The organism is Rhizobium sp. S96 (genome assembly GCF_030382195.1).
Classification (GTDB): domain Bacteria; phylum Pseudomonadota; class Alphaproteobacteria; order Rhizobiales; family Rhizobiaceae; genus Rhizobium.
On record NZ_JAUDRY010000003.1, the window covers coordinates 32,397 to 53,572 of the forward strand.

Here is a 21,176-nt window from a genome sequence, read left to right on the forward strand (position 1 = left end):
ACCGACGACTAAAGGTTCGACCATGCCAGCCGTCCAGTACCCCTTCATCGATATCGCCGTGCACCCCCGCGTGCGTGAGCGCTTTGCGCGTGGCGAAGCAATGGTACTGTTTTCCGCGGACCTCGCTCGTCCCCTGTGGGCGAACGGGGCGGGCGCCGAACTTTTCGGGCAATCCGCCGTCTATGACCTGCTGGACCAAGGTATCGACCGCACCAGCATCACCTTTCGCCAGCTTGAAACGACGGCGCGGCAGCTTGCCGTCGTCGGCGACAATCGCAATTTCATGGTGCGCATCACGCAGGGCTTTCAACGCGTTCCGGTGCAGGCTGCGGCTGAGCTGATCGTTCTGTCCTACGGCGAGCGGGCGATCCTGCTTTCGCTTCCGGTTTCCGCCAAACCGCTGTCCACCAAGGAATCGGCCGAGCACATGCTGCGCGGGCTCGATGATCCCGATACACATATGGCGGTAATCGGCGGCGATGGCGAGATCATCGCGGCGTCCCCCGGCTTTGCATCGCTGGATGTTTCGCGCCAGACGGCCAGATCTTTGACCGCACTGGCCGGCGAGCATGCTCATCGACTGGTGAAGCGGCCTGTCGCCACGGGCAAGGGGCACCTTCCTGCCGCCGTCGGGCGACTCAGTGACCACCCTGCCCTCAATCTCCTTTTTGCCGTCGAGACGGTGATCGGCCACCTTGATCCGGTCGATCCGCCCGCCGCTGAGCCCGATTTGTCCACAGCCGCCGTTAACCATAACGATGCCGTTCCGGCCTCCAACTTCAGCGAAGTCATCAATGCGGTCGCCGCGATCGAGGAGTTGGAGGAAGCTCCGGACGAGGCGGAAGACACAAGCTCGACTGCCGGCGAAGAACTTTCCGGCGAGGACGCCACGGTCGCGGTAGAGGCCGACGAGGCAGAGCCTTTGCGGGAAGACATCGACGAGACCGTCGCGGCTGCGGAAGATGCGGGCGAGGAAACCATCGACGAGGACGAGACCGAAACCGTCATCGAAGCAGACACCGTAGCGGCCTCCGCACCCGAGCCGGTGGTTGACGAGGCAAGCGTAGAGGAGAGCTCGGATCCCGCTGCGACAGATCTTGACGACCAGGTAGAGGAAGAGCTGGCGCCTGTTCTCGAAACCGAGGCTGCAAAGACGCATGAGGTCGAGCCGCAGGCTGCGCCCTCCGCCGCCCCGGAACCGGTCGCAGCGAACACCAGTTCATTCGTCTTCAATCCCAATAGCCGCGCGACCCGGTTCGTCTGGAAGATCGATGCCCAGGGGCGCTTCAGCGAGGTGTCCGGCGAATTCGCGGAGGCCGTCGGGCCGCAGGCCGCCAGCATCATAGGCGTAGCGTTCAGCGACATTGCAGCGCTGTTCAACCTCGACCCCGATGGCAAGATCTCGGAGGCTCTGGCACGCCGCGATACATGGTCGGGGAAGACCATCCATTGGCCGATCGAAGGCACGAGCCTTGCAGTGCCCGTGGATCTGGCGGCATTGCCGACATACACGAGAAGCCGAGAGTTCGACGGTTTTCGCGGCTTCGGCGTTGTCCGCCTGTCGGACGCGGCAGAGGATCCGCTTGCCCTTGGCCTCACTTTCGGCCCGCATGACATTGTCGAAGACATTGTAGAAGCGGATCAACCAGAAGAGGCGATCGAGGAGAGCCCTGTCTCCCCCGAGCTTGCCCCAGCAGAGCCGGAAGAGCCCGCCGTGGCGCCTGAGGCCGACATCGAGGTGGCAGAGGAATCGCCTCTCGACGGCTACGACCCGGTCGTCGTACTTGGTGAAGCGGCAGACGAGACCGCCGCACCCGCTCCGAGCGAGCCCCCTGCCCGCGCGGAACCGCCGGCGTTGCGGATCGCCGAAACCCCGAACCGACGGCTGACGGACAAGATCGTTCAGCTGCATGGCGTCGGCTCCACGCTGACGTCCGCCGAGCAGGCAAACTTCCGCGAGATCGCGAAGCGCCTTGAAGCATTCGGCGTCCGCGCGCCGGAGACAGATGGCGACGAGGCGGAGACCGATGCGGCTCGGCCAGATGAGAAGCATAATGCCGGATTGCCCGATGAGACTCAGACCGAGGAGATCGGCGAGGACCAGATCGACGCAATGCCGGCTGAACACGATCTGGAAGAGGAAACTCCAGCGGAGGTCGCGGTCGATTCCGACGACGATAGCGACGTCACGGAAGGTCTCGAAGAAACCGTCAGCCAGATGGATATGCTCACGAGCTTCATCCCTCCGCGGGTAAAGATGCTCGATGGCCTGTCTCCAGCGACGGTCGACCAGCTTCCGGTTGCCGTGCTCATCCATGCAGGCGACAATCTTCTGCATGCCAACCCCGAATTCCTCAGGCTGACCGGGTATTCCTCGCTGGAAGACCTGGAAGATACCGGCGGCATCGACGCGCTGCTGCAGCGTCATGAACTCGAGGAACAGGGCAGCCGCTCCGGAAAGATGATGCTCGTCACCGCCGATGACGATCTCGTTCCGGTCACGGCGCGGCTTCAATCCATCCGATGGGAAGAGTCCAGCGCCCTGATGCTGGCGCTAATGCCCGTGACCAATGACGCCTCGGTACGCGCCCGCCATGTCGCACCGCCCGAGGGCCGCTCGGCTGATCGGATGATCGAAAAGGTCGCCAAGCTTCAGGTGGAAGTGGAAGAACTGCGCTCCATCCTGGAAACCGCGACCGACGGCGTCGTCGTGATCGGTGCGGAGGGCGACATCCGCTCGATGAACCGCTCGGCAAGCGCACTCTTCAACTATGATGAAGAGGAAACGCGCGGCAAACCCTTCGTCATGCTGTTTGCGCATGAAAGCCAGCGAGCCGTCCTTGATTATCTGGGCGGGCTCTCCGGCCATGGCGTTGCCAGCGTTCTCAACGACGGTCGCGAAGTGATCGGCCGCGAGGCTGCCGGAGGCTTTGTGCCGCTGTTCATGACCATGGGCCGACTCACCTCGTCCAGCGGCTACTGTGCCGTCATCCGCGATATCACACAGTGGAAGCGCACAGAGGACGAGTTGCGCAGCGCCAAGAGCGCGGCGGAGACCGCAAACGATCACAAGACCGATTTCCTTGCCCGCGTCAGCCACGAAATCCGCACGCCGCTGAATGCCATTATCGGCTTCTCCGACATGATGGCTGGCGAGCGTTTCGGACCAATCGGAAATCCGCGATACGTCGAATACGCCAACGACATCGGTCGATCCGGCCGCCATGTCCTGGATATCGTCAACGACCTGCTGGACATCTCGAAGATAGAAGCTGGCGAGATGGATCTCGACTTCGCTGCGGTTGGCCTCAACGAAGCGGTCTCAGAAGCCGTCGCACTTCTCCAGCCGCAGGCGAACGGGCAGCGGGTGATCATCCGCACCGCCCTGTCGCAGGCCGTTCCCGACGTCGTTGCCGACCTGCGTTCGATCAAACAGATCGCCCTTAACGTGTTGTCGAACTCGATCCGCTTCACACCCGCCGGTGGCCAGATCGTCGTGTCGACATCCTACGAGGCCAACGGCAGCGTTGTCCTGCGTATCCGCGATACGGGGGTCGGAATGACGCGTTCGGAACTCGACCAGGCGATGAAACCGTTCCGTCAGGTGTCGACGCAATCGCGCCACCGCGGCGAAGGAACCGGGCTGGGGCTGCCGCTCACCAAGGCAATGGTCGACGCCAATCGCGCGATTTTCGCGATCAGCTCCGCGCCCAACGAAGGCACTCTCGTCGAGATCGCCTTCCCATCCCAGCGTGTGCTGGCCGGCTAAAACGAAAAAAGGCAGCCAGGGAGGCTGCCTAAGAGTTGGGTGCTGTTCAACAAGGGCTTAGTCGATCTAACATCATGTTGCGGGAGCAAGAGCTCCAAGCTGCCTCGTTCATATGCAGCCCCAAGTTGGATCTACCTTTGAAGCAGGTTTCCTAACGGAAGGTTACCGCGCGCCATAAGCTCTCCAAGGTAAAAGGTTGTAGTTTCGCTAAGAGTTTAAGCGCTTAGACGCGCAGCTCGGCGAGTCCCTCATAGAGATCGAGCGCCTCGGGGTTGGCAAGCGCTTCCTTGTTCTTCACCGGCCGTCCGTGCACGACTTCACGCACAGCGAGCTCGACGATCTTGCCAGACTTGGTTCGCGGAATGTCGGCGACCGCGATGATCTTGGCAGGCACATGGCGCGGAGACGCACCGGTGCGGATGCGCGTCTTGACCGCCTTCACCAGATCGTCTGTCAGCGTCACCCCGGCTGCGAGCCGCAAGAAGAGAACGACGCGCACATCGTCTTCCCAGTCCTGGCCGATACAGAGGGCTTCGTCGACCTCCTCCATCTGCTCGACCTGGTTATAGATCTCGGCGGTTCCGATGCGCACGCCACCGGGGTTCAGCGTTGCATCCGACCGACCGTGGATGACAATACCGCCGTGTTCGGTCCACTCTGCAAAGTCGCCGTGACACCACACGTTATCGAACCGCTCGAAATAGGCGGCGCGATACTTGGCGCCTTCGGGATCGTTCCAGAACATGATCGGCATCGCCGGAAAGGCCTTGGTGCAGACAAGCTCCCCCTTCTCCTGCCGGACGGACTTGCCCTCGTCGTCCCACACGTCCATGGCAAGCCCGAGGCCCGGCCCCTGGATCTCACCACGCCACACCGGTTGCATCGGATTACCAAGCACGAAGCAGGAGACGATATCGGTGCCGCCGGAGATGGAAGCGAGCTGCAGGTCTTCCTTGATGCCCTCGTAAACGAAGGTAAAGCCCTCGGGAGACAGCGGGGAGCCGGTCGAGGTCATCAGGCGCAAGCTGGAAAGGTCGTGGGACGCCCGCGGCGTCAGGCCGCTCTTGCGGACTGCGTCGATATACTTCGCGGATGTGCCGAAGACCGTAAACCTCTCATCCTGCGCGTAGTCGAAGAGGACGTTTCCATCCGGGGCGAAGGGCGAGCCATCATAGAGGCATATGGTGACGCCCGCGGCGAGCCCGCTCACCAGCCAGTTCCACATCATCCAGCCGCAAGTCGTGAAATAGAACAGGCGGTCGCCGGCTTGCAGGCCGCAATGCAGGCGGTGTTCCTTCAGATGCTGCAGCAAGGTGCCACCGGCCGAGTGGACGATGCACTTGGGCACGCCGGTCGTTCCCGACGAGAAGAGGATGTAGAGAGGATGCGAGAAAGGAAGCCGGGTGAATTCGAGCGGACCCGCGGAAACGGGCGCGATGAAATCATCGAGTGTCGCGGCACCGGGCACATCGCCGGCGACCGCCGAGGCATTGCCGGCATAATGCACCACGACGGCAGGACATCCGAGGCGCTTCGTCACTGACGCGACCTTCGGGCCGACGTCCTGTAGCTTGCCGCCATACCAATAAGCATCGCAGGCAACGAAAAGCTTGGGCTCGATCTGACCAAAGCGGTCGAGAACACCCTGTTCGCCAAAATCGGGCGAGCAGGATGACCAAATCGCCCCGATCGAGGCGGCTGCCAGCATGAAGGCCACCGTCTCCGGTATGTTCGGCATCATGGCCGCGATGCGGTCTCCGGGGCCAATGCCGCGCCCGCGCAGCGCCTGTTGGAGCCTGGAGACGAGATCGCGCAGACGATCCCAGCTCCACCGGTCGCTCACCTTATCCTCGCCCCGGAAGATGATGGCATCGTCGCCGCCATGCCGTGACAGCAGGTTTTCGGCGAAGTTCAATGTGGCGTCGGGAAAGAAGCGCGCCGCGAGCATTACATCGCGGTTGACCAGCGTACGAGGACCACGCTCGCCTTTGACCTCGCAAAAATCCCAGACGGACGTCCAGAACGCCTCGCGCTCGGAGACGGACCACGCATGCAGGTCGGGGTAACTTGCCATTGCAAGCCGGTGGTCGCGATTGCATGCCTGCATGAACGCGTACATGGGGCTCGCCTCGATCGAGCCTTGCGACGGCACCCACAGCGGTTTGTTGTCACGCATCCGAACACCTCCTGCTAAAGGTCTATATATGAAGGCATAGCGCCTTATGGAGGTGGTGAGAAGTCGTTCGGAGGTATGAGTTTGCAACGACCCTGCATTTGATATATCCGGCATTTCAGTGCATTAACAGGCACCGGCCGAAACACGGGCGAAACTGATGACCACGTCTCGACAGCCGCAATGGCGGAAAAAAATCAGACCGGTTTCCCGCTGGCTGCCCAGCGCAGCAAAACTCGCAACGATTGCGCTGCTCGCAACGCTGGCGCTTTTCGTGGCGCTGCGGATCGCCGGCCCCTACCTCATTTCCACCAGCCTGGTTCGTTCGGGCATCGAGGAAGCGCTGTCTAAGTGGACGGGCTACAGTGCCGAGATCGGCGGTCGCCCCATCGTTGAATTCTGGCCGACGCCGCGCATAACGCTGAACCAGATCTCGGTTCGACAAAAGCAGGGCGAAAAGAAGCTGCTCGGAACGATCGAGAGCCTCTCTGCCGAGTTCAATTTGATCGACGCCATCCGTGGGAAGGCGAGGTTCCATGAATTCCATCTGCTGCGTCCGACGCTTCAGCTAACCCGCGAAACCAGCGGTGTGATCGACTGGACCAACGAAGGGCTCATGGCACGGGCCATATCAAGGGTCCGTGAAGAGGGTGGCAAACAGGTTCTCGACAGGGGACTGGACGCGGAAATCGGCACCATCACGGTCGAAGACGGCACGCTGAACGTTGCCGATGTCGCAAGCGGGAAGACTTACCATTTCGAGGGTGTGACAGCGGACGTCAACTGGCGAAAATTGTCGAGGCCGATCAGCGCGGTGCTGATCGCTCGTACCAGCGGACAGGATCTCAAGCTCGACTTCTCCTCCCGCAGCCCTCTGCTGCTATTCGGGGGCAGGAGTGCACCGTTCAGTGCCTCCCTGGCCTCCAACCTGCTGACGGCGCGGTTTGACGGGGTCGCGAACATCTCGCATCTCTTCGATCTCACCGGCAACGTCGCGCTCAATGTTCCCGATCTGCCAAACCTGCTTGCATGGATGGGCCGCTCGCTGCCCGGCGTTCCGACGCTGAAGTCGCTTTCAATCGCCAGCGATGTCGCCTCGATCGGAAACGGCTTCCGCTTCAACAATACGAGCCTCGGCATCAACGGCACCAATGCCATAGGCGTCATGGACATTACCTTTACGCCTGGCAAACGCCCGAAACTCGGCGGGACGCTGGCCTTCGATCAGATGAATTTCAAATCGTTGTTCGACGCCTTCGCCCTGCGACTGGAGGCCGGGGAAGAGCGCGGCCCGCCTGAGGGCGGACCGCTGCAGCATCTCGATGTCGATTTGCGGTTTTCTGCAAAGCAGGCGCAGATCGAACCGTTCGAACTGTCGAGCGTCGGCGCGAGCATCATTGTTTCCAGCTACGAAGCCAAATTCGAGATCGGCGACAGCCAGTTCGAAGGTGGCTCGCTCACGGCCCATCTCGAAGCCACGCGCGGTGACTTCGACGGCGGCGGCAAATTGCAGCTTTCGATCCGTGGGGCCGACTTTGCCGGCCTGATCGAGCGACTGCAACTCAAGGGGCCGTTGCCGCTCACAACCGGCTCGCTCGACATGTCGCTGCAGACCTTGCAGCCGCTGTGGAAAGCGAACCGCGACAATGTCAGCGGTACCGTCTCCTTCCATGCGCAATCCGGCTCCATCCCCGGCTTCGATGCCGAGGCTATCCGTAAGGAGGCCGCGAGCGCGGATTTCTTCTCGTTGAGCGCCGTGTCGCATCGCGCGTTCGCGTTCGACCGTCTGGACATCGCGGCCGACATCGATAACGGCGCAGCGAATGTTCGCGGGGCACGCATCGAGGGAGCGCGGGAAGCGCTGACGCTGTCCGGTGTCATCCCCTATCAATCCGGGGGGCTTGCCCTCTCTGGCACAATGAGTCCCATCGATCCGGCACAGCAAAGCAGCGCTCCGCCCTTGCGATTTTTCGTCGGAGGCTCGTGGCCGGACCCGGTTCTATCCCCGGCTCCGGCGCAGCAATAGCTAGGCGGCGTTTGCCGCAGCACGCTCGTCGCGCTCGCGCTGCAATTCGCGGCGCTTGGTGATCGTGGAGGCGCAGATAACGCCGACCGTGACAATGCCGATCAGGATGGTGCAAACCGCGTTGATCTCGGGCGTGACGCCAAGGCGTACCTGGCTGTAGATCTTCATCGGCAGCGTCGTGGCGCCCGGCCCCGAAGTGAAGCTCGCAATCACCAGATCGTCCAGCGACAGAGTGAACGCCAGGATCCAGCCGGAGAAGACCGCCGGCGCGATGATCGGCAAGGTGATCTCGAAGAAGGTCCGGACAGGAGGAGACCCGAGATCCTGCGCCGCCTCTTCGATCGAGCGATCGAAACTCAACAGGCGCGATTGCACGACAACGGCCACGAAGCACATGGTCAGCGTGGTGTGTGCCAGGGTGATCGTCCAGAAGCCGCGGTCAAGCCCGATTGCCACGAAGAGCAACAGCAGCGACAGGCCGGTGATGACATCGGGCATGACGAGCGGTGCGTAGACCATCCCCGAAAACAGCATACGGCCGCGAAAGCGGGAGTAGCGCACCAGGGTCAGCGCCGCCATCGTGCCGAGGATCGTCGCCGCCGTGGCGGAAAGCAGGCCGACGCGGATCGTTACCCATGCGGCATCCAGCAGCGCCTGGTTCTGAAGCAGCGAGGCGTACCACCGTGTCGAAAACCCGCCCCATACGGTGACGAGCTTCGACTCGTTGAAGGAAAAGATCACGAGCAGGACGATCGGCAGGTACAGAAATGCAAAGCCGAGCGTAATCGAGACGATATTGAAGCGGGTCCATTTCAGCATGGTCTACTTCCCCTGCTCATCGGCTTTGGCTTGGACATTCTGGAAGAAGACGATCGGTATCACCAAGATCAGCAGCAGGATCGTCGCCACAGCGGACGAAACCGGCCAGTCGCGGTTGGAATTGAACTCGCTCCAGAGCGTCTTGCCGATCATCAGCGTCTCGGAACCACCCAGCAGGTCGGGGATAACGAACTCGCCGACAGCAGGGATGAAGACGAGCATGCAGCCTGCCACGACACCAGGGATCGATAGCGGGAAGGTCACGCGCCAGAAGGCGGTGATCGGCGTGCAGCCCAGGTCCTGCGCGGCCTCGATGAGGGTGCCGTCCATCTTCTCCAGCGACGAATAAAGCGGCAGCACCATGAAGGGCAGGTAGGAATAGATGATGCCGATATAGACCGCGATGTTGGTGTTCAGGATGATCAGTGGACTATCGATCACGTGCAGTGACTGGAGCAGCTGGTTGAGCAGTCCTTCGGGCTTCAGGATCGCAATCCAGGCGTAGACGCGGATCAGGAAGCTTGTCCAGAAAGGCAGGATGACGAGCATCAGCAGCGTCGGCCGGATCGACCGCGGCGCCTGCGCCATGCCGTAGGCGACCGGATAGGCGATCAGCAGCGTCAGGAAGGTCGAGACGGCCGCAATGATCAAGCTCGATATATACGAGTTCACATAGAGCGGATCGTCGATCAGATAGCTGAAATTGTCGAAGGAGAAGCTCGAGACCTTCTCCCAGAATCCGGCCCAGTCATCCGACAGCGCGAATACCGGCTCGTAGGGCGGCATGGCGATCGCGGTGGTCGACAGCGAAATGCGGAAAACGATGAAGAACGGCGCGAGGAAGAACAGCAGCAGCCAAGCGTAAGGGATGATGATGACGAGGCGGTTGTAGATCGCGGATCCGATTTTGCCCATGATCAATCCTTCAGCAGGACGCCGGCATCATCGGCGAAGGAAACCCAGACATCCTGATCGTAGGTGAAGGGGTCGTCGACAGAGCGCTGGGCGTTCAGCGACGAGGCCTTCACCACCTTGCCGTTCTTGAGCTTGATATGAAAGACGGTCATGTCACCGAGATAGCCGATATCCCAGAGCTCGCCTGAAGCGGCGTTGACCTTTGGATTGGCGGGCGGCGTGCGGCTGACCTTCAGCTTTTCCGGACGGATGGCGAAGCCAACGGCGGAGCCCATCACTGGCTTCTCAGGCGTCACGACCTTGATCGAGAAGTCGTTGTCGACACCGATCTCAACCGTGCTGTCATTGAGAGAAGCAACCTTCCCATCGAAGATGTTCACGTCACCAATGAAGTCGGCGACGAAGCGCGAATTGGGCGCTTCATAGATTTCCGCCGGCGTCGCGACCTGGATGACCTTGCCGTGGCTCATGACCGCGATGCGGTCGGCCATGGTCATTGCCTCTTCCTGATCGTGGGTGACGACCACGAAGGTCAGGCCCAGGTTCTGCTGGAGATCCATCAGTTCGAACTGGGTTTCCTCGCGCAGCTTCTTGTCGAGCGCGCCGAGCGGTTCGTCCAGCAGAAGCACCTTAGGCCGCTTGGCAAGCGAGCGGGCAAGGGCCACGCGCTGGCGCTGGCCACCCGAAAGCTGGTTCGGCTTGCGGGCCGCAAACTTTTCCAGCTTAACCATCTTCAGCATCTGAGACACGCGCTCGGCGATCTCGTCCTTCGGCATGCCATCCTGGCGCAGGCCGAAGGCGACATTCTTCTCGACCGTCATGTGCGGGAAGAGGGCGTAGGACTGGAACATCATGTTGACGGGACGCTTGTAGGGCGGCGTGCCGGCAAGGTCGGTTCCGTCGAGAATGATCTCGCCGGATGTGGGCTGCTCGAAACCAGCCAGCATGCGCAGCAGGGTGGACTTGCCGCAGCCGGAGGCACCGAGCAGCGCAAAGAATTCCCTGTGATAGATATTCAGCGACAAATCGTCGACTGCGGTGAAATCACCGAACCGTTTCGTGACGTTCTTGAATGCAATGAAAGGCTTTGAGGCGGGATCCGTCCACGGCGCAAAGGAACGGCGAATATTGCCAAGTGACTTCATAATGGTCCCCGAAGTATTATTTTTTGGAAGCCGACGGTCCCCTGCGATCGGCGCAAGAAAAGGCCCGGACGTTGCCGACCGGGCCTGATTTTCATTACTGGCCAGTGACGACTTTCGTCCAGACCCGGGTCGCAGTGCGTTGCGTTTTCGGATCCCATGGGGTGACGCTATAAAGCTTCTTCATCACGTCCTCGCTCGGATAGACCGACGGGTCTTCGAGGACTTCCTTGTCGATGAACTGCTGCGACGCCTTGTTGCCGTTTGCATAGAAGACGTAGTTGCTGGCCTTCGCGATGACTTCCGGCTTCATCATGTAGTTCAGGAACTCATGCGCCTCGGCGACGTGCTTGGCGTCCGCTGGGATCGCCATCATATCAAACCACATCTGTGCACCCTGCGACGGAATGGAATAGCCGATTTCCACGCCGTTCTTTGCTTCGGTCGCACGGTTCGCGGCCTGGAAGATATCGCCGGAATAGCCGAATGCGATGCAGATATCGCCGTTGGCCAGGGCATTGATATATTCCGAGGAGTGGAATTTGCGGACGAAAGGCCGAATTTTCTCCAGCATTTCGCCGGCCTTCTGCAGATCGGCCGGCTTGCTCGAATTCGGGTCAAGTCCGATATAGGTCAGGGCCGAAGGCAGAACGTCCTTCGGTGCATCGAGGACATAGATGCCGCAGTCCTTGAACTTTGCCGCGACCGCCGGATCGAAGATCGCTTCCAGGCCCGGCTCCTTGGCATCAGGCCCGAGGATCTCGGCGATCTTCTTCTTGTTGTAGCCGATGCCGTTGGTGCCCCACATATAGTCCACGGCATATTCGTTGCCGGGGTCGTACATGGCAGTGCGCTGCTGGACCATGTCCCACATGTTGGAGAGGTTCGGCAGCTTGGACTTGTCGAGCTTCTGGAAGACGCCAGCCTGGATCTGGCGCTGCAGGAAGTCGGCGCTCGGAACGACGACATCGTAGCCGGTGCCGCCGGCAAGCAATTTCGTCTCCAGCGTCTCGTTGGAATCGAAGGTGTCGTAGACGACCTTGATGCCCGTTTCCTTGGTGAAGTCTTCAAGGATCGAGCTGTCGATATAATCGGACCAGTTGTAGACGTTGACGACGCGGTCCTCCGCAAAGGATGGCGACGCGGAAATTGCAGCCATGGCCACGGCGGCTGCCAGTCCTGCGATTGTTGACCTCATGCTATCTCCTGCTTTTTGTTCTGGCATCTGTTCAGCGATGCCTTCCCTCTGGTTTTCGGTGCAGACTAGAAAGGATTTTCGGAGCCCACAAGCGCTAAATCCAGCACTCTCGATGATTTCACAGTCATTGAAAATCGAAGCTGCTGATACCGGCGACCATCTCGTCCAAACCCAAAGGACGCGTCACCGGCGGCTCGGCTCGGGACAGGCAGCCGCGGCGTTCGCACAAACGGCATGCCGATCCGACCGCAACCGCGGGCTGGGCCGCTGCGATCCGGGCATAGGCCGTTGCCTGCCCGAGACCTCCCTCGCAGCCGATCAGCAGCGCGGTTCGTCTGACCCGCTCGCCGAAGGGCGCGTTGGGGCCTTCCAGCGTGCGTGAAATGGTCAGATAGCTCGCGCCACCCGGCATCTCGATCATCTCGGCCAGAATCTGCCCGGGCTGCAGAAGGGCGACGTGGATATTCAGCTTAGGACAGCCCCCGCCGAAACCACTGTGCGGAAAGCCAAGCGCGCCGGCCCGGCGCAGGCGATTGCCGGCGGCATCAATCTCCATGAGGAAGAACGGGATTGCCGCGGCATCCGGCCGCTGCAGCATCGTCAGCCGCGTCGCCGCCTGCGCAAAGGAAGCGCCGAACCGCGCACGCAGAATATCAATGTCGTAGCGAGCATTCTGAGCCGCCGCCCAAAACGCCGCATAAGGCATGGCAATCGCCAGTGCGGCATAGCGGCTGAGCTCGAAGCGAGCGATCCTCTTTGCTTCAGGCGTGGTCAGCGGCAGTGCTTCAAGCTCGGCCAGGATCGCGTCTCGCAGAGCCAGGGAGGCAACCTCGATTGCAATTTCATGTGCCTGATCAGGCGCCGACAACCGTTCTGAAACAAAGAGACGCATCGAATGCCGGTCAAAGCGACGGCGCAGATCGGGCATCACGTGAACCGGTAGGACGCGGACGCCAATGCCGCGCTCCGCCCGCAGCCATTCACGGAAGGCGAAAGGCAGATCGCGCATATCGGCGAACCGCGACGAGAAAGCCTCCGCCTCCGCTTCTATCCGCGGAAAGTAGGCAGAGCGCCGTTCGAAGACATCGCGGACCTCGTCGGCCGGGAGACGGGCACCGGCCAGGGGCGCATTCCCCTCTCCGATTGTCAGAGACGTTAGGTCGGAGAGGCGCGCGGCCTGCTCCCTGTAGGCGCGATAGAGCTTCACCATGCCGCTTGCGGCATTGGGTGCGGCCTCCGCCACCTCCACCAACTCCTGATCCCCCGGCAGCTCGCCGAACAGCAGGGGATCGGCGAAGATCTCCTTCAGCTGTGCAAGGCTGCCGCCACTTTCATGCCGCAACTCTTCGAGGTCGACCTTGTAGACTGCGGATAGCTTGAGCAGCAGCTGCACCGTCAGGGGGCGCTGGTTGCGCTCGATCAGGTTGAGGTAGGAGGGCGATATCTCCAGCGCCTCCGCCATCGCCGTCTGCGTGACGCCGAGGCCGTTTCGAATGCGCCGGACCCGGGGACCGGCAAATATCTTGCGCTCAACCATGTGACAATTCTTTACATGTTTCGGTCGAACAGATTTTTACAGACTTTGACAATTTTAACGCCAACCCTTGTCAATTTCTTTGCATCTCGACCCGTTTCCAGACCCATACTTCCATATAAATCTGGCCTTTTCCGACAGTTTTGTAAATCCTGTCAATCAGCCAGTTCGGCAAGATTATCGGCAAGGAGGAAGAAATGACAGACTTTGACAAGCTTCACCGAAGCATCCCCGCAGGTCGTTTCGACGGTATCGAGCGCCCCTATTCGGCAGAAGATGTCAAACGGCTGCGCGGATCCGTGGAGCTTCGCTACTCGCTGGCTGAAATGGGCGCGAACCGCCTATGGCAGCTGCTGCATCAGGACGACTTCGTCAACGCACTGGGCGCGCTTTCCGGGAACCAGGCCATGCAGATGGTCCGTGCCGGGTTGAAGGCGATCTATCTGTCCGGCTGGCAGGTCGCGGCCGATTCCAACACTGCGGCCGCCATGTATCCGGATCAATCGCTCTATCCGGCCAATGCCGGCCCAGAGCTTGCCAAGCGCATCAACCGCACGCTCCAGCGCGCCGACCAGATCGAAACGTCCGAGGAAAACGGCCTGTCGGTCGAGACGTGGTTCGCGCCGATCGTCGCGGATGCCGAGGCCGGCTTCGGCGGCCCGCTCAACGCCTTCGAGATCATGAAGGCCTATATCGAGGCAGGCGCTGCCGGCGTTCACTTCGAGGACCAACTGGCGTCGGAAAAGAAATGCGGGCACCTCGGCGGCAAGGTCCTGATCCCGACCGCTGCGCATATTCGCAACCTCGATGCAGCCCGCCTCGCTGCCGACGTCATGGGCGTTCCGACGCTCGTCATCGCGCGGACCGACGCGGAAGCGGCAAAGCTGCTGACCTCCGATATCGATGAACGCGACCAGCCCTTCGTCGATTACGAGGCCGGACGGACGGTCGAGGGCTTCTACCATGTCCACAGCGGACTGGAGCCGTGCATTGCGCGTGCCGTTGCCTATGCGCCCCATTGCGACCTGATCTGGTGCGAGACATCGAAGCCCGATCTGGAGCAGGCACGGCGTTTTGCCGAAGGCGTGCACAAGGTACACCCCGGCAAGCTGCTGGCTTACAACTGCTCGCCGTCGTTCAACTGGAAAAAGAACCTCGACGATGCAACGATCGCGAAGTTCCAGCGCGAACTCGGTGCGATGGGCTACAAGTTCCAGTTCATCACGCTAGCCGGTTTCCACCAGTTGAACTTCGGCATGTACGAGCTTGCCCGCGGCTACAAGGACCGGCAGATGTCCGCCTATTCGGAGCTGCAGCAGGCCGAGTTTGCGGCGGAGATCAACGGCTACACCGCTACCAAGCATCAGCGCGAGGTCGGCACCGGCTACTTCGACGCGGTTTCGATGGCCATCACCGGCGGTCGTTCATCGACCACGGCGATGAAGGAATCGACGGAGCATGCCCAGTTCAAACCCGCAGCAGAATGACCGAACCCACGGAGGAGAATGCCATGCCTACGCTTGCTCGCGTCAAGGAACGCGCTGAAGAACAATCGACCAGCATGACCCAGGATCAGCAGAGCATGGTCCGCATGCTCGCCAATGACCTGCACCGCCTGAACCTGTCGGTCATGAAGGCAGTCGATGCCGGGGTTTCGGTCGAACTGGTCCGCTCCGCGCGCCACCATGGCGGCGACGGGAACTGGGGCGACCTGCTGATCCCTGTCATCGTTGCGGCCCGCAACTGAACAATGCCGGTGGCGGCGCCCAGTCGCCACCCCGCTCAACTCCGGCTTGAGCGTTTGCCGGCGAAAAGGTCGCCGTAGCTTTTCAGAAGTTTCGTCATCCGGTCGGCAACGGTTCTTATTTCCGGCCGGTGGCGATCCTCGTTGTTCATGACGATCCACTGGCGATGGCGCAGCTCAGGCAATTCGTCGCCAAGCCGCTGCAGATCCGGATCGAGATCCCCGACGAAGCAAGGCAGCACAGCCTTACCCGCGCCCGCCCGCACCAATTCCGGCAGGGAGCGCGGACGATTGACGGAGGCGACGATCGACGACTGTGCATGATGATGCGGCCAGCGAAGATAGTTGGAGATCGCATCGTCGTCATGAACCGCGATCCAGCGTTCGTCACCTTCTTCGGCATTGCGTCTGACATAAACCGCGTAGGCAACCTCACCGATCAGCCGCGCCGCGAGATTGCTTTCTTCGGGCTCGAAGGCGCGAATGCCGATATCGCTTTCCCGGTAGTTGAGATTTGCCCTCGCCTCGCCGATCGTGAGAGAGACGGCGAAGCCATCGCCCGGCTTGCGGATCGCCGCGAAATTTTCGGTCAGCAGCCAGGCAACCCAAGTGCCGGCGGCGATCCTCACGGTCGCACCAGTCGTCCGCTCATCCCGCCATGCATCGACCTTGTTGGCCGCCGCTTCCATGTCCTGCAGATGATCGAGCAGCGCCTGGCCGTCCTGGGTCAATCGATAGCCGGTCTGGCTGCGCTGGAACAGCATCCGCCCGATCTCATGCTCGAGATCCAGCATCCGGCGGCCGATCGTGGCGGGGCTAAGACCGCTCGATGCGCTCGCTCCGGTCAGCCCTCCGAGGCGGGCGACCTGCAAGAAGAGCTGAAAGGAGTCCCATTGCACGTTTTTCATGAGCGCAAAACATAGTGGGATTTTTCCCGTTTATGAAGCATATTTTGGCGCATATCTAAGCTGATCTCGTCATTGCCATGAAAGGACATCACGATGATCGAACATATGGCCATTGCGCAGCTTCTGAGACAGCAGCAAACGCAGGAGAATCGTGGCTCCGCGCTTGCGGAAAATGAGTTCTACCGAACTGTCGGAACCTCGCGCATCGAACGCATCGCCAACGCCTTGCTATCGATGCGCCTTGCTGCATGGAGAGGCCGCGGCTTGCGTGCGCCCTCCCCGCTGTCAAATACCGGTCATGCCGTCAGGCAGCAGTCCGCAGGGGCTGGCGCGCGGCGGATGGAGCAGCATCGATGCGGAATTGCCGGATCAGCGACATGAGCGCGTCCGCCTCGTCGGCGAGCTGACGGCTTGCCTCGGTGGTTTCCTCGACCATGGCGGCGTTTTTCTGAGTCATCTGGTCCATCGCGTTGACGGACCCGTTGACCTCCTGCAGTGCGGCGGATTGGTCCTGGCTGGCCGTGGCGATCGTCGCCACATGCTGGCTGATCGCGATGATCTCCTGGCTGATCGAGGCGAGCACCGCCCCGGTCTTCTGAACGAGCCCGGAGCCGGCAGAGACCTCGCGGGTCGACTTCTCGATAAGGCCCTTGATTTCGCGGGCGGCATCAGCCGAACGCTGCGCCAGTTCCCGAACCTCCTGCGCGACGACGGCAAATCCCTTGCCCGCCTCGCCGGCGCGTGCCGCTTCGATGCCTGCGTTCAAGGCAAGCAGATTGGTCTGGAACGCGATATCGTCGATCACTTCGATGATCTGCTCGATCTGCTTCGACGCGTCCTCGATCCGTGCCATGGCCGCGACAGTATCGCCGACGACAACGCCGGAGCCGTCCGCCGTCTTCTTGGTGGCAACGACCGCGTTGTTGGCCTCGCGGGCGCGCTCGGCCGACGAGCGAACCGTGACGGTGATTTCCTCGACCGCAGCCGCTGTCTCCTCCAGATTGGCGGCCTGCGCTTCCGTGCGCTTCGAGAGCTCGTCTGCCGATGACAGCATGGCGCCGGAGTTGCGGTGGATCGTCGTTGCGTTATCGCGGATGCGCGACAGCGTATCCTGCAGGCGGACAAGCGAGGTGTTGAAATCGACGCGAAGCTGCTCCAGACGTCCGACAAATGGCGTCTCGATCGTTTCGGAGACATCGCCTTGAGCAAGGCGACCGAGACCGGCGGCAAGCTGGTTGACGGCGAAGTCGATCTGTCCGTCCAGCGTGCGCTTTTCGACATCGTTGCGGGCGCGCTCCGCGTCGGTCAGCGCACGCTGCTCCGCGGCCTGCGTTTCGAGCTGCAGGCGGGCACGAGCGCCGTCGCGGAACAATGCCAAGGCGCGGCCGATGGCGCCGAATTCGTTCTGCTTTTCGACGCAGGGAATCGGTGCATCGAGATTTCCGGATGAAATCGTGTGGATGGAAGCGGTCAGCGCCTCAAGGGGCCGTACGGTCGCGCGGATCGCGAAATAGGCGACAACGCCGACGATCAGCAACACGGCTATTCCGACGCCGACCACAAGCGCCAGCAGCTGCTGCAGGCTGTTGTAGTAGAGCTCCATCGGGATGCCGATAAAGAGAATGCCAACCGTCGAGCCTGCCGCGCTCTTGATCGGGAAGTAGCCGGTCATGAACTTGTGCCCGAAGAGGTCGGCGGGGCCGTAGTAGGCGCTGCCCTTTGCCAGCGCGACCTGCGCCGGATGATCTGCCGCAAGCTTTGTCCCGACGGCGCGGTCGCCGTTCTCCTTCTTCACATTGGTCGAAACGCGCACATAATCGCCGCCCTGACGCTCGAAGATCGTGGCAACGCCAGCGATCGACTGCGCGGTGCGGTCGACCAGGGCGTGATCGGCAAACTGCGGGAGCTTGTCTTCGGTGATGCCCTCGAGTGCGTTGTCGCGAATGGCGACCTGTGCCGTCGGGTCACCGGCGCCATAGAGGACGGCCATTGTGCGGCTCGCGTCGCGGGCGTCGGAAACCGCGCTCGTCATCACGTAGTCGCTCAGATTGTAATAGGTCACACACACGATCGCGGCGGTGCTGATGCCCAGCAGCGCAAGTGTAATCACGACAATCTGTCGAACAATGGAAGCCGTAAAGAGCCGAAGCATGCCAATCCCCTGAGAATACAACCGCCCGACGCTAGAGCAAAAGATTTAATGAAAATTTTCACCAAGTTGACGATCGTCAATTATTTGAGATCTCAGGACTTTCCGCATAAACCAACGCTCCGCCGATAATCCGCAACCATTGGACGGATTAAAATTTCGCGCTTACTCATCATTGCACAATTATTGATTGAACCGTCTGTGAACTAGGCGCCAAATGAAAATGGCCCCGGATTCCGGGGCCATCTTGTCGTTTGTGAGTTGGTCCGATCAAGCCGCGCGATAAATCGTGCCGTGCGTGTCGCCATCGATCTTGAACTGGCGAACCAGGCTGAGAAGGGAATCTGCCTCGTTCGCGAGCGCGCGGCTGGCAGCGGTGGTCTCTTCCACCATTGCCGCGTTCTGCTGGGTCATCTGGTCCATCTGGTTGACGGTCGCGTTGACTTCCTGCAGCGCGCTCGACTGATCGTGGCTGGCGCGTGCGATCATCTCGACGTGCTGGCTGATGGTCACGATCTGAGTGCTGATCTTCGCAAGGACCGTTCCAGTTTCCTGGACGAACTGCGAACCGGAGCTGACTTCGGTCGTCGACTTGTTGATGAGGCCCTTGATTTCCTGCGCGGCGGCAGCGGAGCGCTGCGCGAGTTCGCGCACTTCCATTGCAACGACCGCAAACCCCTTGCCTGCCTCGCCGGCGCGCGCCGCTTCGATGCCGGCATTGAGTGCCAGAAGGTTGGTCTGGAAAGCGATCTCATCGATGACGCCGATGATCTGCTCGATCTGGCGCGAGGCATCTTCGATGCGGCCCATCGCGTCGATGGCGTTGCTGACGACGGTTGCAGAGTCATCCGCGCTGCGCTTGGCCTGGCGAACGATCTGGTCGGCATCCTTGGCGCGCTCGGCCGACGAGCGGACCGTGACCGTGATCTGATCGACGGCAGCTGCCGTTTCCTCCAGCGAAGCGGCCTGCTGTTCGGTCCGCTTGGCGAGATCTTCGGCGGACTGCGCCATCTGATTGCCGTTGCCCTGGATCATCTCGACGTTGTCGCGGATCTGGCTCATCGAAGCCTGCAGGCGCAGCATCGAGCCGTTGAAATCCTGGCGAAGCTGTTCGAGGCGGCCAATGAACGGCGTGTCGATGGTCGTCGAGATATCGCCTTGCGACATGCGCTCGAGGCCGGACGCCAAGGCATTGACGGCGAACTCGATCTGGCGATCCATTTCGCGCTTGTCGGCATCGTTGCGCTGGCGCTCGTGTTCGGCAGCGGCACGCTCTTCTTCGCTCTGCTCCTCGATGCGGATCTTCGAGATCGCGTTTTCCTTGAAGATGCCAAGTGCGCGCGCCATGTCGCCGATTTCGTCGTAGCGCTGCTCGCCGGAGATATTGGTGTCGAGCGCGCCATCGGCGATGCGGCGCATGGCGGCGGTGATCTGGCCGATCGGGCGCTGCAGCGTCAGAACGAGAGCAATACCGCCGACAACCGAAAGCAGGATGCCGAGCGCCGTGGTCAGGACGGATATGCCGTTTGCCTGCGTGCGTTCGGCGCCCGCGGTCTGCTTCTGCAGTTCGGCAAATGCCGTCAGCTGACCCCAGACGGTGTCAAGCTGCTGACGCGCCGAAGCGTAGTCGGCGACGCGCTGGTCGATGGTATCGACGAGGCTCTGTGCATCCTTGTCCATGGAGGCCAGCGCCGGCGACATCGCGGCAACGATGTCTTCAGCGAAGTTCATCCCCTTGGCGCTGGCGAGCAGCGTATTCAGGTTGGTGCCGAGCGTCGCGATTTCCTGATGCAGGCGAACGCGATTGTCCTTGCTGGGCTTGGCCGCAAATTCGCCTAGCACGAGCTGCAGGGAGTAGATCGCGCTTTCAAGGCGGCGCGTATCCTCAAGAACCGAGTTCGTCTGCGCGATGCGGCTATCGAGTTCCACGAAGGTCGTGGTGGCTTCGCGCATCATCTGCGTTGCGGTGAGCTGGGTGTAGGTGGACATCTGGCGGAAGCGGGAAACAAGGCGGCCGAGATTGGCGATCGCCTCATCGGTGCCGGCATCGGCAGCCGTCGCCTGTGCCTTCACGTCGCTGATCGTCTGCGACAGCGACTGGGTCATGCTCTTCTGGTTCTGCGGAACCGAGATCTCGATCAGGCGCTGGGCCTTGGCAATGGCCGGGATCGCATCGGTCACGACCTTCAGCTTGTCAGCCGGTGCCTGCGCCTTGCTGAAGTCGCCCATGACGGTGGCAAGCGTATCGCCACCCTTCAGCAGCCGGTCGGCGGCGCGAAGCGTTGCCGTGGCATTGCCCTCGTCCTTGCGGATGTTCTCTTCAAGCTGCTGTGCATCGTAGTTCACGTTGAAGCGGCTGGTGATCATCACCTTCTGCGCATCGTCCATCGACTTGCGCAACGCCAGTTCCTGCTCATGCAGGGTCCAGAGCTTGCCCACCGTGTCGGAGATACCGGTCGTGCCGCTGGCGGCGGCCTCGAGATTGTCGCGGCCGGCATTCTCGCCGATCTGCTTCAATGTCGCAGTCAGCGTGTTCTGCTGGGTGGCGATGTCGCTCTGCAGCTTGTCGCGCGCATCCTGGCTCGTCGTGCGCAGGAAGTCGTCCATGGAGCTGTAGAGATCCTTGAAGCCGCTCAGCGATTGAAGAACGCTGTTGGAGATTTCCATCCGGCCCTGCAGCAGACCCGAGGCATAGAGGCCGGTCAGGCCGACCGCTGAAATGCTGACAACAAAGGGTAGAACAAAAATCAGGACTTTGGTCTTGATCCTGAAACGGGAAAGAATCTTATCAATCAACAT

At 61.2% G+C, this 21,176-nt stretch carries 13 protein-coding genes; 4 read left to right on the plus strand and 9 right to left on the minus strand.

Going from position 1 to position 21,176, the window contains the following annotated elements; translation table 11 throughout:
* The first annotated feature begins 22 nt into the window (after nucleotides 1-22).
* Nucleotides 23-3,769: a PAS domain S-box protein gene (locus tag QTL94_RS01110; RefSeq protein ID WP_289800319.1), complete on the plus strand. Its 3,747-nt coding sequence runs from the start codon at nucleotides 23-25 to the stop codon at nucleotides 3,767-3,769.
* Nucleotides 3,770-3,992: 223 nt separating this feature from the next.
* On the opposite strand, the gene QTL94_RS01115 is transcribed toward QTL94_RS01110, so the two are convergent.
* Nucleotides 3,993-5,945, minus strand: a complete 1,953-nt coding sequence (locus QTL94_RS01115; RefSeq protein ID WP_289800320.1) for an acetoacetate--CoA ligase — start codon at nucleotides 5,943-5,945, stop codon at nucleotides 3,993-3,995.
* A gap of 157 nt (nucleotides 5,946-6,102) precedes the next feature.
* Between QTL94_RS01115 and QTL94_RS01120 the strand changes: the two genes are divergently transcribed.
* Entirely contained in the window at nucleotides 6,103-7,968 is a 1,866-nt protein-coding gene (locus tag QTL94_RS01120) for an AsmA family protein (protein ID WP_065689553.1), read from the plus strand.
* On the opposite strand, the gene QTL94_RS01125 is transcribed toward QTL94_RS01120, so the two are convergent.
* The 5 genes from QTL94_RS01125 to QTL94_RS01145 all read right to left on the minus strand — a co-directional run bounded on the left by QTL94_RS01125 (nucleotide 7,969) and on the right by QTL94_RS01145 (nucleotide 13,579).
* On the minus strand, nucleotides 7,969-8,787 hold the full coding sequence (locus QTL94_RS01125) for an ABC transporter permease (RefSeq protein ID WP_065689552.1): 819 nt from the start codon (nucleotides 8,785-8,787) through the stop codon (nucleotides 7,969-7,971). It lies immediately after the preceding gene.
* Between the two features lie 3 nt (nucleotides 8,788-8,790).
* Nucleotides 8,791-9,702: an ABC transporter permease subunit gene (locus QTL94_RS01130; protein ID WP_065689551.1), complete on the minus strand. Its 912-nt coding sequence runs from the start codon at nucleotides 9,700-9,702 to the stop codon at nucleotides 8,791-8,793.
* Nucleotides 9,703-9,704: 2 nt separating this feature from the next.
* Complete coding sequence (locus QTL94_RS01135; RefSeq protein ID WP_065689550.1) at nucleotides 9,705-10,847, minus strand: ABC transporter ATP-binding protein; 1,143 nt, start codon at nucleotides 10,845-10,847, stop codon at nucleotides 9,705-9,707.
* A 94-nt stretch (nucleotides 10,848-10,941) separates the two neighbouring features.
* On the minus strand, nucleotides 10,942-12,042 hold the full coding sequence (locus QTL94_RS01140) for a polyamine ABC transporter substrate-binding protein (RefSeq protein WP_065689549.1): 1,101 nt from the start codon (nucleotides 12,040-12,042) through the stop codon (nucleotides 10,942-10,944).
* Nucleotides 12,043-12,166: 124 nt separating this feature from the next.
* Complete coding sequence (locus QTL94_RS01145; protein WP_289800321.1) at nucleotides 12,167-13,579, minus strand: helix-turn-helix domain-containing protein; 1,413 nt, start codon at nucleotides 13,577-13,579, stop codon at nucleotides 12,167-12,169.
* A gap of 194 nt (nucleotides 13,580-13,773) precedes the next feature.
* Between QTL94_RS01145 and aceA the strand changes: the two genes are divergently transcribed.
* Both aceA and QTL94_RS01155 read left to right on the plus strand, forming a co-directional pair.
* Complete coding sequence (gene aceA / locus QTL94_RS01150) at nucleotides 13,774-15,063, plus strand: isocitrate lyase (protein WP_289800322.1); 1,290 nt, start codon at nucleotides 13,774-13,776, stop codon at nucleotides 15,061-15,063.
* Nucleotides 15,064-15,086: 23 nt separating this feature from the next.
* Nucleotides 15,087-15,323, plus strand: a complete 237-nt coding sequence (locus tag QTL94_RS01155; RefSeq protein WP_289800323.1) for an SMc00767 family acetate metabolism repressor — start codon at nucleotides 15,087-15,089, stop codon at nucleotides 15,321-15,323.
* Nucleotides 15,324-15,358: 35 nt separating this feature from the next.
* Here QTL94_RS01155 and QTL94_RS01160 read toward each other — a convergent pair whose 3' ends face one another.
* The 3 genes from QTL94_RS01160 to QTL94_RS01170 all read right to left on the minus strand — a co-directional run bounded on the left by QTL94_RS01160 (nucleotide 15,359) and on the right by QTL94_RS01170 (nucleotide 21,176).
* Nucleotides 15,359-16,228, minus strand: a complete 870-nt coding sequence (locus QTL94_RS01160; RefSeq protein ID WP_289800324.1) for a LysR family transcriptional regulator — start codon at nucleotides 16,226-16,228, stop codon at nucleotides 15,359-15,361.
* A 304-nt stretch (nucleotides 16,229-16,532) separates the two neighbouring features.
* Nucleotides 16,533-18,380 (minus strand): methyl-accepting chemotaxis protein, encoded by a 1,848-nt coding sequence (locus QTL94_RS01165; RefSeq protein ID WP_289800325.1) that lies wholly within the window; start codon nucleotides 18,378-18,380, stop codon nucleotides 16,533-16,535.
* A gap of 267 nt (nucleotides 18,381-18,647) precedes the next feature.
* Nucleotides 18,648-21,176, minus strand: a complete 2,529-nt coding sequence (locus tag QTL94_RS01170) for a methyl-accepting chemotaxis protein (protein WP_065689544.1) — start codon at nucleotides 21,174-21,176, stop codon at nucleotides 18,648-18,650.

Excerpts from the sequence above, each read along its gene's own strand:
- QTL94_RS01110 (WP_289800319.1), top strand. The coding sequence starts at position 23 with ATGCCAGCCGTCCAGTACCCCTTCATCGATATCGCCGTGCACCCCCGC.
- QTL94_RS01115 (WP_289800320.1), bottom strand. The coding sequence starts at position 5,945 with ATGCGTGACAACAAACCGCTGTGGGTGCCGTCGCAAGGCTCGATCGAG.
- QTL94_RS01120 (WP_065689553.1), top strand. The coding sequence starts at position 6,103 with ATGACCACGTCTCGACAGCCGCAATGGCGGAAAAAAATCAGACCGGTT.
- QTL94_RS01125 (WP_065689552.1), bottom strand. The coding sequence starts at position 8,787 with ATGCTGAAATGGACCCGCTTCAATATCGTCTCGATTACGCTCGGCTTT.
- QTL94_RS01130 (WP_065689551.1), bottom strand. The coding sequence starts at position 9,702 with ATGGGCAAAATCGGATCCGCGATCTACAACCGCCTCGTCATCATCATC.
- QTL94_RS01135 (WP_065689550.1), bottom strand. The coding sequence starts at position 10,847 with ATGAAGTCACTTGGCAATATTCGCCGTTCCTTTGCGCCGTGGACGGAT.
- QTL94_RS01140 (WP_065689549.1), bottom strand. The coding sequence starts at position 12,042 with ATGAGGTCAACAATCGCAGGACTGGCAGCCGCCGTGGCCATGGCTGCA.
- QTL94_RS01145 (WP_289800321.1), bottom strand. The coding sequence starts at position 13,579 with ATGGTTGAGCGCAAGATATTTGCCGGTCCCCGGGTCCGGCGCATTCGA.
- aceA (WP_289800322.1), top strand. The coding sequence starts at position 13,774 with ATGACAGACTTTGACAAGCTTCACCGAAGCATCCCCGCAGGTCGTTTC.
- QTL94_RS01155 (WP_289800323.1), top strand. The coding sequence starts at position 15,087 with ATGCCTACGCTTGCTCGCGTCAAGGAACGCGCTGAAGAACAATCGACC.
- QTL94_RS01160 (WP_289800324.1), bottom strand. The coding sequence starts at position 16,228 with ATGAAAAACGTGCAATGGGACTCCTTTCAGCTCTTCTTGCAGGTCGCC.
- QTL94_RS01165 (WP_289800325.1), bottom strand. The coding sequence starts at position 18,380 with ATGCTTCGGCTCTTTACGGCTTCCATTGTTCGACAGATTGTCGTGATT.
- QTL94_RS01170 (WP_065689544.1), bottom strand. The coding sequence starts at position 21,176 with ATGTTGATTGATAAGATTCTTTCCCGTTTCAGGATCAAGACCAAAGTC.